5 protein-coding genes and 1 CRISPR repeat array (1 of these 6 cut by a window edge) are annotated in these 14,393 nt (G+C 57.9%); all 5 genes read right to left on the bottom strand.

The genetic code is table 11. The annotated features are described in order from the left end of the window. Window positions 1-11,995: direct repeats of the CRISPR family, unit length 37 nt; unit sequence CCATTCCATGACATCACCGTCGTGGCCGAATTGAAGC; it reaches 3,977 nt to the left of the window's first position. Between the two features lie 171 nt (window positions 11,996-12,166). The 5 genes from BGIM_RS67015 to BGIM_RS64665 all read right to left on the bottom strand — a co-directional run bounded on the left by BGIM_RS67015 (window position 12,167) and on the right by BGIM_RS64665 (window position 14,324). Beyond that, on the bottom strand, window positions 12,167-12,400 hold the full coding sequence (locus BGIM_RS67015) for a hypothetical protein (protein WP_238537589.1): 234 nt from the start codon (window positions 12,398-12,400) through the stop codon (window positions 12,167-12,169). Window positions 12,401-12,496: 96 nt separating this feature from the next. Next, a complete protein-coding gene (locus tag BGIM_RS0108565) occupies window positions 12,497-12,769 on the bottom strand; it encodes a hypothetical protein (protein ID WP_020469378.1) in 273 nt (90 codons plus the stop codon). A 52-nt stretch (window positions 12,770-12,821) separates the two neighbouring features. Beyond that, entirely contained in the window at window positions 12,822-13,769 is a 948-nt protein-coding gene (locus tag BGIM_RS0108560; protein WP_029629850.1) for a transposase, read from the bottom strand. Beyond that, complete coding sequence (locus BGIM_RS62620) at window positions 13,762-14,028, bottom strand: hypothetical protein (RefSeq protein ID WP_029629849.1); 267 nt, start codon at window positions 14,026-14,028, stop codon at window positions 13,762-13,764. Before BGIM_RS62620 ends, BGIM_RS0108560 begins: the two co-directional genes overlap by 8 nt. A 41-nt stretch (window positions 14,029-14,069) precedes the next feature. Further along, the gene (locus BGIM_RS64665; protein WP_029629848.1) at window positions 14,070-14,324 is read right to left on the bottom strand and encodes a hypothetical protein; all 255 of its coding nucleotides are present in this window, start codon (window positions 14,322-14,324) and stop codon (window positions 14,070-14,072) included. Between the last annotated feature and the right edge of the window lie 69 nt (window positions 14,325-14,393).

Raw genomic sequence — 14,393 nt, 5'->3', positions numbered from 1 at the left:
CACCGTCGTGGCCGAATTGAAGCTAGGCTCTTCCGCGAGCAACCCCTTCTCTCGGGCAACTTCCATTCCATGACATCACCGTCGTGGCCGAATTGAAGCTTCTCCCGTTGCTGCCGCCATTACATCGTCGATTGTTCCATTCCATGACATCACCGTCGTGGCCGAATTGAAGCACTCAATGTGGCGACTTCTGACGCGACCACTTTCGCCCATTCCATGACATCACCGTCGTGGCCGAATTGAAGCCTCTCACACCTACTTCCGGGCGTGCTGATCCTTAGTCCCATTCCATGACATCACCGTCGTGGCCGAATTGAAGCGACGATGACGCGAATAATGAGCGGCAAATCGTGCAACCATTCCATGACATCACCGTCGTGGCCGAATTGAAGCTCCGTGTCGATTTACACTCATGTCGCCCGGCATATCCCCCATTCCATGACATCACCGTCGTGGCCGAATTGAAGCTTTTCCATGACGCTCATTGTGGGTCGCGTTCCTTTCCATTCCATGACATCACCGTCGTGGCCGAATTGAAGCGGCGGCGCCATCGTCGACTATGGGACTTTCCCGGAACCATTCCATGACATCACCGTCGTGGCCGAATTGAAGCTTCCCGGCCCGTTTTGATGGCGACCCCACACGGGAACCATTCCATGACATCACCGTCGTGGCCGAATTGAAGCGGGATTCAATGCCCTCCGAATGGGCGTCTTCGTGCCGCCCATTCCATGACATCACCGTCGTGGCCGAATTGAAGCTACGCCATCCGGGCGTCACGCCCAAATCCGCAATCGGCCATTCCATGACATCACCGTCGTGGCCGAATTGAAGCGGGACGACGGGGATTTGGGCGCCACGGAGGTCGGCGCCATTCCATGACATCACCGTCGTGGCCGAATTGAAGCATGGACCCGCGTGCCAAGATCCGGCACGGCCGCCGGCCATTCCATGACATCACCGTCGTGGCCGAATTGAAGCTGGTGCGTGCCCTTCGGCGGGCGTTGGCGATCGGCGCCATTCCATGACATCACCGTCGTGGCCGAATTGAAGCTGATCGATCCGGTCCACAAAGAGAACTGTCATGCACCATTCCATGACATCACCGTCGTGGCCGAATTGAAGCTCGTCACCCCGTCGATGATCTCGACGATCCGGTCGCCGAGCCATTCCATGACATCACCGTCGTGGCCGAATTGAAGCTTCGACGGCAAGCCATCACGCACCGGATTGGGAGCCCATTCCATGACATCACCGTCGTGGCCGAATTGAAGCTTGGCGTCCGGCGATATTGGCCATGAACACCCGCCCCCATTCCATGACATCACCGTCGTGGCCGAATTGAAGCGATATCCTTCGGTCGAGTTGGCGTTACTCCAAGTCATCCATTCCATGACATCACCGTCGTGGCCGAATTGAAGCATCCACGCGAGCGAATCACCGGCGTGCAATTCATGCCATTCCATGACATCACCGTCGTGGCCGAATTGAAGCTCGGCGGTGATGCGGTTATTGTTGCGGCCAACGAACCATTCCATGACATCACCGTCGTGGCCGAATTGAAGCTTGTTGAGCAAATTCACGCGTCGATCAAAACTGCCGCCATTCCATGACATCACCGTCGTGGCCGAATTGAAGCGATACGGACGGTTCGTTTCTTTTCGGTCGCCACAAAGCCATTCCATGACATCACCGTCGTGGCCGAATTGAAGCGCCAGTGACAAAACCCCTTGAATACAAGGAGTTTGCCCATTCCATGACATCACCGTCGTGGCCGAATTGAAGCTTGGCGGCCCGTGCCGCGGCCTTTTCGCGGATGGCCCATTCCATGACATCACCGTCGTGGCCGAATTGAAGCTTGGACGAAAGCCCGGCTCACGGCCGGGCGGTTGTGCCATTCCATGACATCACCGTCGTGGCCGAATTGAAGCTCCTTGCCGGTGAGTAGGGTAGTAGGTGGGGACGCTCCATTCCATGACATCACCGTCGTGGCCGAATTGAAGCCACTGAGGGAATTGAGTATGAGCTTGCACAATTCCAACCATTCCATGACATCACCGTCGTGGCCGAATTGAAGCTCCAGAAGCGCCTCATAGCCTTTCTTGGTGACAATCCCATTCCATGACATCACCGTCGTGGCCGAATTGAAGCCATCACCGGCCAGTCGGCATGTTTGGCCACCTCGTCCCCATTCCATGACATCACCGTCGTGGCCGAATTGAAGCCTGGAGTTCACCAAACAGCCGGTGCCTGACTCGCTTCCCATTCCATGACATCACCGTCGTGGCCGAATTGAAGCCGGCCGGTGGGTGGAAGGCCACGAGATTCAGGCGGCGCCATTCCATGACATCACCGTCGTGGCCGAATTGAAGCTGGGTGCGCCACGCAATTGATCGATCTGAAAACAGGCCATTCCATGACATCACCGTCGTGGCCGAATTGAAGCACGGGCGACGAGAGGGACGCGGATCTCGGGGCCGCGCCATTCCATGACATCACCGTCGTGGCCGAATTGAAGCAATTCGAGGAACTATTCAGCCTCGACATCGAACGTATCCCATTCCATGACATCACCGTCGTGGCCGAATTGAAGCCTTCCGCAAAATGCGGAACAAAGTGCGGAAGTAACCGCCATTCCATGACATCACCGTCGTGGCCGAATTGAAGCGTATCAGGTGGCCGCGCGGCCACCTGTGATTAGTTCCATTCCATGACATCACCGTCGTGGCCGAATTGAAGCCGGGGAGTGGGAGGGCACGACCACGTAGCCATAATCCCATTCCATGACATCACCGTCGTGGCCGAATTGAAGCTTCATCTGGATTTTGGCCACGTCATGAATCAGATGTCCATTCCATGACATCACCGTCGTGGCCGAATTGAAGCCCATCGCCGTCCGGATCAGTTGTTCAGTCTTCATCGCCATTCCATGACATCACCGTCGTGGCCGAATTGAAGCCTCCCTCGGGCAAGAACACGGGAGCGTTTCGGTGCCCCATTCCATGACATCACCGTCGTGGCCGAATTGAAGCGACGCACGGCAAATCGAGGAGAGGCTATGTCCGATCAACCATTCCATGACATCACCGTCGTGGCCGAATTGAAGCGCGACGATCTTCCCGCCGATGATCTTGGCTTTCTTCGCCCATTCCATGACATCACCGTCGTGGCCGAATTGAAGCTCAGCATCCGGCGATGAATCACACCCATCGGGGTCAGCCATTCCATGACATCACCGTCGTGGCCGAATTGAAGCCCGTTGAATTTCTTCATCGATACCGTGCGGCCGTTGGCCATTCCATGACATCACCGTCGTGGCCGAATTGAAGCTTGCATACGCTCCAGAGTGGTTACGATTCGCGCAATCCATTCCATGACATCACCGTCGTGGCCGAATTGAAGCATGAGTGATTCCGGCCGGGACGGTCTCCGGCCGGAATACCATTCCATGACATCACCGTCGTGGCCGAATTGAAGCCGTGATCTTGGCGGGCAGGTGCAAGAGCGGGTGGTCCATTCCATGACATCACCGTCGTGGCCGAATTGAAGCGCTAGCTCCGAATGACGATGTTCTCGAGGATAATGACCATTCCATGACATCACCGTCGTGGCCGAATTGAAGCTTCCGTTCGCGGCTGATCCGCTGCCAGATTGATTACCATTCCATGACATCACCGTCGTGGCCGAATTGAAGCTCGACGACGACGCCAAGGCCAAGGGCGGGGATACCAACCATTCCATGACATCACCGTCGTGGCCGAATTGAAGCTTCCCTTTTCGTCGCAGACGAAAATCCCCTCCTTGGCCCCATTCCATGACATCACCGTCGTGGCCGAATTGAAGCGGTCTTCGGCCCTCGGCCGTCGTCGTCCGGCTTTCCCCCCATTCCATGACATCACCGTCGTGGCCGAATTGAAGCTTTACGCTGGCGGCTTGCCGATGCCCCGAAAGATCGGCCATTCCATGACATCACCGTCGTGGCCGAATTGAAGCTGCGGGCGCGGGCAAAAACACCCACGCTGTTCTCCGCCATTCCATGACATCACCGTCGTGGCCGAATTGAAGCACGTTAGGGGTTCCCCGAATTCACCCGGTTTGCAGGAGCCATTCCATGACATCACCGTCGTGGCCGAATTGAAGCTCAACCATTGTTGACCACAGACCGTTAAACGTCCGGCTCCATTCCATGACATCACCGTCGTGGCCGAATTGAAGCGATCGAATCGACAACAGTAGGGATTATTGCAAAGACCATTCCATGACATCACCGTCGTGGCCGAATTGAAGCGTCAATTGGTGCCTCGATCCAATGGGATACATCGACCATTCCATGACATCACCGTCGTGGCCGAATTGAAGCCTGGCGTCGGCAGAGCCGAGCCATTCCGGGGCGTTCCCCATTCCATGACATCACCGTCGTGGCCGAATTGAAGCTTTCACCCCGAAGACGCCGTTGCCCTGCCGCCCTCCCATTCCATGACATCACCGTCGTGGCCGAATTGAAGCCACGGCATCCCAATGCCGTCGGCAATCTCGCGGCGGGCCATTCCATGACATCACCGTCGTGGCCGAATTGAAGCGTGGTTATCTTTCTTCTTCTGCCAGTCCTGTCTTACCCATTCCATGACATCACCGTCGTGGCCGAATTGAAGCGGATAATAGGTGCCACCGAGGTTCAGTGCCGGTGGTCCATTCCATGACATCACCGTCGTGGCCGAATTGAAGCCCGGGGGCCAGAATCGTTTACAAGGCGGGAAACCATCCATTCCATGACATCACCGTCGTGGCCGAATTGAAGCCCGGCGTCGATCTGGCATGAGCCTCGACAACCGCCCTGCCATTCCATGACATCACCGTCGTGGCCGAATTGAAGCGGGAGCCGGTCGGCCGGTCGGTTCGGGCCGGTACGCCATTCCATGACATCACCGTCGTGGCCGAATTGAAGCTCCCGTCGAGCGGGGCGACACTGGCAAGAAGTCACGCCATTCCATGACATCACCGTCGTGGCCGAATTGAAGCAACTCCCGACGACCGAAACCCATCTGGGCATCTTCGCCATTCCATGACATCACCGTCGTGGCCGAATTGAAGCTTTCAAAACGGCGCGACGATGCAGGGTATCGTAACGCCCATTCCATGACATCACCGTCGTGGCCGAATTGAAGCTGTGCATCTCAACAGCAAGCGCAACGACCGACGCATCCATTCCATGACATCACCGTCGTGGCCGAATTGAAGCCTATCCTCATACGTCGGCGTCTTAAATGGTACGCCGCCATTCCATGACATCACCGTCGTGGCCGAATTGAAGCGGCGAGCATCGGCTATTGGCCTGCGCCGCTTTGGGCCATTCCATGACATCACCGTCGTGGCCGAATTGAAGCAAGGCATACGGGTATATTGCCTTCACGGATAATCTCCCATTCCATGACATCACCGTCGTGGCCGAATTGAAGCCGTACTATCTCACACATTGCGACAATGTCGGTCAAACCATTCCATGACATCACCGTCGTGGCCGAATTGAAGCCAAACGACGCAAAACGCTATCGTTGGCTACTTCCGCCATTCCATGACATCACCGTCGTGGCCGAATTGAAGCAACGCCCGCCGTCCCAACTCTACCAAATGGTTGTACCCATTCCATGACATCACCGTCGTGGCCGAATTGAAGCCCCGCATGTTCTTGGTAGTGGCAACCGGCGTTACCCGCCATTCCATGACATCACCGTCGTGGCCGAATTGAAGCTTTCAGGGCTTGGATGTGGAACGAAGGCTGTTTTCGCCCCATTCCATGACATCACCGTCGTGGCCGAATTGAAGCGCAGGCTGACGATCCCCCGGACCGCTCCCCGGATGATCCATTCCATGACATCACCGTCGTGGCCGAATTGAAGCCTCGCCGCCGCCTTGATGCCCCATTGCTCCATCACGCCATTCCATGACATCACCGTCGTAGCCGAATTGAAGCTCCGACGGCCGGAACCGCCGGTTTTCTGGCTCGCGTCCCATTCCATGACATCACCGTCGTGGCCGAATTGAAGCACTTCGACATGAGCGAATCTCCACGGGGTTAAAATCCCATTCCATGACATCACCGTCGTGGCCGAATTGAAGCTACTACGAGTTCACCGATGAAAAGCACACGGCGAAGGCCATTCCATGACATCACCGTCGTGGCCGAATTGAAGCGTGATCGCCCATTCGGCTTCGCTCACTGATGCCGCCCATTCCATGACATCACCGTCGTGGCCGAATTGAAGCGTGATGGATGCGTCGATGACGCTCCAAGTGGAAGACCATTCCATGACATCACCGTCGTGGCCGAATTGAAGCGGCCACGCCGAACCAACCGCTGACCAAGGCCGACGTCCATTCCATGACATCACCGTCGTGGCCGAATTGAAGCCGTTTGCAGGGTTTCCATCGCCGTGCGGATCAGTTGCCATTCCATGACATCACCGTCGTGGCCGAATTGAAGCGGGACGTGTTGAATTGCGAAGAACGGAAAATGGGGCCCATTCCATGACATCACCGTCGTGGCCGAATTGAAGCGCTTCTCGGGTGTCTCGTCTTTTCGACGTTTACCCTCCATTCCATGACATCACCGTCGTGGCCGAATTGAAGCACGAAAACGGGAGTCGGGCATTTTACGAGACACGCTCCATTCCATGACATCACCGTCGTGGCCGAATTGAAGCCTCAAAAATGGTTTCGGGGATGTTCCAACTGTCGATCCCATTCCATGACATCACCGTCGTGGCCGAATTGAAGCCCGAGAACTGATCCACACCTGTGTCGATCCCCGTTTGCCATTCCATGACATCACCGTCGTGGCCGAATTGAAGCTCCCCCTCTTCGCGTCGTGTGCAGTAGCGAACGAGCCCATTCCATGACATCACCGTCGTGGCCGAATTGAAGCCGACTACAACGCACATCACCCCGCGACTTGCCCGACCCATTCCATGACATCACCGTCGTGGCCGAATTGAAGCCCGCTCCATTTACCGAAGTCGTCAATCCCCTTGACGCCATTCCATGACATCACCGTCGTGGCCGAATTGAAGCACTTCCCGCCCGTCAGCCCAATTGCGGGCGTTCATCGCCATTCCATGACATCACCGTCGTGGCCGAATTGAAGCCTACTTCCCCGATGACGAACGCTGATTCAGGCAAAACCCATTCCATGACATCACCGTCGTGGCCGAATTGAAGCTTGCCAGAAGTAATGAAATGGGATTCACGAAAACGGCCATTCCATGACATCACCGTCGTGGCCGAATTGAAGCTCGATGCAGTACGCGCAGGCCGGGTTGGGGGACGTCACCATTCCATGACATCACCGTCGTGGCCGAATTGAAGCTGGGACGATCTGGTTCAGGCGTTCGAGGACCTGTCCGACCCATTCCATGACATCACCGTCGTGGCCGAATTGAAGCGTGCTGATTGGTTGATACTTCATACCTTCGTCAACCATTCCATGACATCACCGTCGTGGCCGAATTGAAGACCGAAAAAGGGCGGGCAGGATGACCGTCATGTCCGTCCATTCCATGACATCACCGTCGTGGCCGAATTGAAGACAAAAAGCCCTTGGCCACCTGGCTACCGTCCGTCGCGCCATTCCATGACATCACCGTCGTGGCCGAATTGAAGCCTGGACTGGATCATTCGGGGTGGCGGCATCGGGGTCCCATTCCATGACATCACCGTCGTGGCCGAATTGAAGCTGCCGAACACGATGCATGTCAGCGGCCGGGGGAAGTCCATTCCATGACATCACCGTCGTGGCCGAATTGAAGCGGGCAAAACCGCCATCGCCGAATGTGCGATCATTTGGCCATTCCATGACATCACCGTCGTGGCCGAATTGAAGCCCCAGGTCAAGAGAGAGCGGAAGAACCGGCGACGGAGCCATTCCATGACATCACCGTCGTGGCCGAATTGAAGCTTCCGGGGTCAATTCCTGCCATTCGTCATCTGATTGACCATTCCATGACATCACCGTCGTGGCCGAATTGAAGCTGGCAAGGGAGAAAATCAACCCGAGCCATCTTGATCCCATTCCATGACATCACCGTCGTGGCCGAATTGAAGCTTCCGCGAGCTTTCCCGCTCCATCCCCGACCGCACGCGCCATTCCATGACATCACCGTCGTGGCCGAATTGAAGCGGCCGACCAGAGACGGTAGGGGAAAGCGGCTTCAACCCATTCCATGACATCACCGTCGTGGCCGAATTGAAGCGTGGTTAGTCGTGCCATCGCCGACGAACAACTTGAACCATTCCATGACATCACCGTCGTGGCCGAATTGAAGCCGTTTGTGATTCACAAAGGCAGAAGTTAGTTACTCCCATTCCATGACATCACCGTCGTGGCCGAATTGAAGCCTCCCGTATCGGTGCCAGAAGAACGTGGAAAGGTTCCATTCCATGACATCACCGTCGTGGCCGAATTGAAGCCATTCGTTTAAGTTGCTTTTTCACACGAGGCAATCCCGCCATTCCATGACATCACCGTCGTGGCCGAATTGAAGCGGAGACTCTGACGAGGACGGTAATCCTGATCCCCCCCCATTCCATGACATCACCGTCGTGGCCGAATTGAAGCTCGAGGGCTTTCTTCCGATGATCTAGGGCTGACAACCATTCCATGACATCACCGTCGTGGCCGAATTGAAGCTCGATCCACCCGTTCCGTCAAGTTCTTCCTGATCGACCATTCCATGACATCACCGTCGTGGCCGAATTGAAGCTCGTCGAAGTAGTATTCACCCGTGGGCATGTCGTCGACCATTCCATGACATCACCGTCGTGGCCGAATTGAAGCTCACGATGCGGCACGTTGCAGTACCCGTTCGCTAAGGCCATTCCATGACATCACCGTCGTGGCCGAATTGAAGCCGGATGGGGAGATTCTGAAAATTGGGGCTGTCAGAACCATTCCATGACATCACCGTCGTGGCCGAATTGAAGCCAGATCACCGGCAATGCTTGAGGGCGTGCCGTCTAGCCATTCCATGACATCACCGTCGTGGCCGAATTGAAGCGGAGGTAACGACTTCAAATAAGGAATGTAGTAAACGCCCCCATTCCATGACATCACCGTCGTGGCCGAATTGAAGCAGTTGCAAGGCCCGGAAGTCAACCAAGGGCGTGGCCGCCATTCCATGACATCACCGTCGTGGCCGAATTGAAGCGCCGCCCGCACGATCACACGCGGGGCGTCACTTCCACCCATTCCATGACATCACCGTCGTGGCCGAATTGAAGCGCGTGTGGCATCCTCGAACGGAGCCAGTCCGAGGATGCCATTCCATGACATCACCGTCGTGGCCGAATTGAAGCCCCCCTTGAATTCCGTCACTGGAAGTCGGGGCAATTGGTCCATTCCATGACATCACCGTCGTGGCCGAATTGAAGCTTTGAGCCGCGAGAACTCCACGGCAACCTTCTCGGCTCCATTCCATGACATCACCGTCGTGGCCGAATTGAAGCTGGAAAAGATGATCCAAGAGCAACCCTTGGATTCCGCCATTCCATGACATCACCGTCGTGGCCGAATTGAAGCTTGGGGACATTGAAGACGCCTTCGCACCGCAAGGCGCCATTCCATGACATCACCGTCGTGGCCGAATTGAAGCCGGCCTGCAATCATCTCGGGGTCAAGCCCAAGGTAACCATTCCATGACATCACCGTCGTGGCCGAATTGAAGCCGGTATTCGGGGAATCGCACCTTTCGGCAGGAGCGCCATTCCATGACATCACCGTCGTGGCCGAATTGAAGCGATGGTTCGCAGCATGTCGGTGATGTGCGACTATTCCCATTCCATGACATCACCGTCGTGGCCGAATTGAAGCGCTCCGAAACTCCACCTGACGATCACATTGGAAAACCATTCCATGACATCACCGTCGTGGCCGAATTGAAGCCCGGACGTGCCGGTGAGCGTTCGCCCGGCGTATGTTCCATTCCATGACATCACCGTCGTGGCCGAATTGAAGCGTGACCCTGAGTTTTCCGGTCCTCACAAGATGGTCGACCCATTCCATGACATCACCGTCGTGGCCGAATTGAAGCTCTTCGCCCTTCGCCTTGCGGGCGAAGTAGGCGTCGATCCATTCCATGACATCACCGTCGTGGCCGAATTGAAGCTTTGCGTGACGCAAGAGCCGTTGGCAGACGGTGCCATCCATTCCATGACATCACCGTCGTGGCCGAATTGAAGCTGCGCAAGTTTATTGAGACAACCTCGGCGGCTCGCAAGCCATTCCATGACATCACCGTCGTGGCCGAATTGAAGCGGCCATCCGCTCGGCCACGTCCCACACCCGCCGATCCTGCCATTCCATGACATCACCGTCGTGGCCGAATTGAAGCAGCATTGTGAACGTCGACACGGCGGTGGAGCGGGTGCCATTCCATGACATCACCGTCGTGGCCGAATTGAAGCGCGGGAGACATCCGCATCGTGGACTGAGCCGGGGCGGGTCCATTCCATGACATCACCGTCGTGGCCGAATTGAAGCCGGGATCTCGGCGGACAGGTCCAAGAGCGGGTCGTCGGCCATTCCATGACATCACCGTCGTGGCCGAATTGAAGCTTCTTGAGAATCTTGACGATGCCCGCACGGGTGATCGCCATTCCATGACATCACCGTCGTGGCCGAATTGAAGCAACCAAGTCGGTCGTGATCGGCCCGGCACTGTTTCCCATTCCATGACATCACCGTCGTGGCCGAATTGAAGCAGCGATTCGTCCGGCTGCGGCGAATCGGGCTGCTGTGCCATTCCATGACATCACCGTCGTGGCCGAATTGAAGCGCCGAGAAGCGACACGGGGATTGTGACCGTCTTCTCGTCCATTCCATGACATCACCGTCGTGGCCGAATTGAAGCCCTGCATGGCCCCCCGCACGAAAGGACCAAAGAAGTCCATTCCATGACATCACCGTCGTGGCCGAATTGAAGCTGAGCAACAGTTATGAGTTCCCGTCGTCCGGCCCGACACCATTCCATGACATCACCGTCGTGGCCGAATTGAAGCCAACCTGATCGGTGACCGGCTTGCGGGCCGGTTCGCCTCCATTCCATGACATCACCGTCGTGGCCGAATTGAAGCCACCTTGTCAAGTGGTGCGGCAGCCGGGAGAGACCGGCCATTCCATGACATCACCGTCGTGGCCGAATTGAAGCGGGATCTTCGGGCACCATTCACAACGGGGGCCGCAACCATTCCATGACATCACCGTCGTGGCCGAATTGAAGCGAGCTACGCGGCCGAAATTGTCCGCACAGTTCAAACATTCCATGACATCACCGTCGTGGCCGAATTGAAGCTGAACCGTCCACCATCACACCAGCGGAGTTTGACAGCATTCCATGACATCACCGTCGTGGCCGAATTGAAGCGCACTTTTCGGCCGTGAACTTGGTCTGTCGTCCCCTCCATTCCATGACATCACCGTCGTGGCCGAATTGAAGCTTCTTCGCCATGTCGTGAACTCCAACTGGTGTGATCATTCCATGACATCACCGTCGTGGCCGAATTGAAGCATCCGGCTGTCGGCCCGGCCGCTCGACGCCGACGACAACCATTCCATGACATCACCGTCGTGGCCGAATTGAAGCTTGCCGACTTGCGTTGTCTGGCGGGAAGCTGACGCCCATTCCATGACATCACCGTCGTGGCCGAATTGAAGCACATGTGCCGCGAAGTCTACTGGTCGTAAGTGACTGTGCATTCCATGACATCACCGTCGTGGCCGAATTGAAGCCTGATCCACCGTCTGCCCCCCACCATCAGGGAGGCGCCATTCCATGACATCACCGTCGTGGCCGAATTGAAGCCCGCCGGCGGCGGCATTGGATTTCTTCGAGTCACTGCATTCCATGACATCACCGTCGTGGCCGAATTGAAGCCAGCAATTGGACGGCGTGGTCATCGAGTGGGCTGACGTTCCATGACATCACCGTCGTGGCCGAATTGAAGCTAATTTGGCCTCGCCTTTAGTGGTGCATCCGCCAAGTTAACGCACAGATGGCGGGGTGGCGACGCCGGTCGTCCGACGGGGCCGGTGGCGTCGCCGCCGACCCCAGTGAGACGGATGTCGGTGCGCGTTCCAGTAAGCCGTCGCCCGGTTCACCGCCTCAACGATCTCCTCCTATGTCCCGAACCGTCGGCCCTTGAGCGCCAGGGACCGCAGGACCTTCCACCACGGCTCGATCAGGTTCAAGTAGGCCGCCGCGACCGGCTGGAAGACAAACTCCCATCGCGGGTACGCCACGTTGAACAACAGCACGTCGCGGGATCCGTGGGCGGCCAGGTTGTCGAGGATGGCATAAACGCGATTAACGCCGGTCGGCAGCCATCGCTCGACCCGCTCCAGAAAACCGATCCAGTTCTCGCCGGTGCGACGTGAGTACGACTGAGTGAACGCCTCCCGGTGGCGGGCCGGAAGGCCCCGAAGACATAGCCCTTTCGGGCATGCCTTTCAGGGTGATCGTGGCGGGGCGGGGGAATTGGCACGTTGTTGCAGGAGCCGGAAGGTGGAGCGATGGACGTCTTCCCGGCTGGCTTTGATCTTCACCACCGGCTTCTTCGGTCCCCGTTTCATTTTGCGATAGCGTCTCCGGTCGGCTTTCGCCGCCACTCGCAACAACCACGCCGCCATTCGCCCCGGAGACCGACGGGCGAACTCCGTCCAGATTTCCGGAGCCACGTTCAGTTCCAGTCCGTCATGCGTGGTCCGCAACTCCACGGCCACCGCATGGCTCGACGCCTCCCACGGCTGGCCGTCCGGTTTGGCCCCAGAAATCCTACGCGGAAAACAACAGCCGGAATGAGTCTCGACGCCTCCCACGGCTGGCCGTCCGGTTTGGCCCCTTCTGTTCGGCCGCCTCCAAGGCCGCGCTCACCACCCGAAGCACGTTGCAGGCGGCCACGGCCAGCGAGAAGCCCAACAGCACCGCCTTGGGGTATCCCAGCGTGTTCACCTCGCACCGCAGGCTCGTCGTCAGTTCCAGAAAAGCCCCCTCGATCCGCCATCGCCGACGGTAAGTTTCCGCCACCCGGGCGGCGTCCGCCCGCGCCTCTGACAGGTTCGTCAGCAGACGGATGTCCGTGTCCCCGTCCTCCGTCGGCCGGAACAGTTGCAGCACAACGCTTCGACAGGTCGTTTTTCCGACACGAACCTGTTGTTCAAACACCAGTCCCGTGTCCGTCACCCCGGCCGGCCGCCGGGGCGTCAATTCATGCAGGATCGTGCCCGCGTGATAACGGTCGGCGGGAGCTGCCGAACGGCCCCCGCTACCGGGCGTCAATTCATGCAGGATCGTGCCCGCGTGATAACGCACCACGAAAAACGATCCGGCCGCCGCGATCCCGGCGAACAGGGCGTCCACCGCGAAATTCCGGTCGGCCACCCACAATTCCCCGGAGCCGACCCGTGTCAGCGCGCGTTCGATCAGCGAGCGCTCCCGGGCGTAGGCGTCCTCGCAGGCGACGAGATCCGTCAGCAGGCCCGTGCGGTCGTCCCGCACCACCAAGGCCAGACCGGGCAGGGCCGCCGTCCCCCGCCCCCGCAGTTCTTGAAGGCGGCGGTCCGTGTCGGCCAGATAGTTGCCGTCGAGTTGCTTCAGTCGCAACCCGTTAATCACGTCGGGACAGGCCGGCAGGAACTCCGCCACGGCCCGCAGACGTCCGGCGGTGTCCCGGACCAGCGCCTCGGCCACCGCCGGGTCGGCATGATTGAGTTTCTCATACAAGCTGGACAACGCGGCGGGGACGGGATCGGGGTGGTGCAAAAAAGGAAGAACGGACCGAAGGGTGCCGCCGGAAAGCAACGGCCTCCAAGACGGACACCACCGTGCCAAAGGTGATCTGGCGGGTGTATTGGGTTTGGCAGGTGCGTTCAAACAGATCGTTCAGGTCATCGGGAGCAAAGGCATGCTCGAAGGCGGCCCGGACCATGACAGCCGCCGGACGGCGGGACAGATAATTTTCAAACGTCGCATCAAACAACATCGCCCGGACTCCCTGGCAAACAGCGAAGGCAGGACATTACCTCAGATTGCCAAGACCACCCTGAAAGGCATGCCCTTGCCACGCCGTCCGTAGTCGGCGTCCTGCGTTGCCCGGGCCGCCGGGCGGTCCGGGGCGGGGGCCGGGTCGATGACTTCTTTGCCGGGGAAGCTCTTGGCCGATTCCGGCCCCATCTCGTCCAGGCAGACTACGATCGTGCCGTCGGGCGGCTGGGTGTAAAGGGTTTCGATCGCCGCTTTTTTTTGGCGAACTCGGGATCGACCCGGGAGCCGAACCACGTCTCCTGGGTCCGCCACCGCAGCCCCTCGGCCTGAAGGAGTTCATCGACGCGTGACCGCTTGATGGCG

The sequence above is a fragment of the Zavarzinella formosa DSM 19928 genome (genome assembly GCF_000255705.1).
GTDB classification, from domain to species: Bacteria; Planctomycetota; Planctomycetia; order Gemmatales; family Gemmataceae; genus Zavarzinella; species Zavarzinella formosa.
The sequence above is the reverse complement of the archived record's forward strand: the minus strand, read 5'-3'. Positions and strand labels throughout refer to the sequence as shown.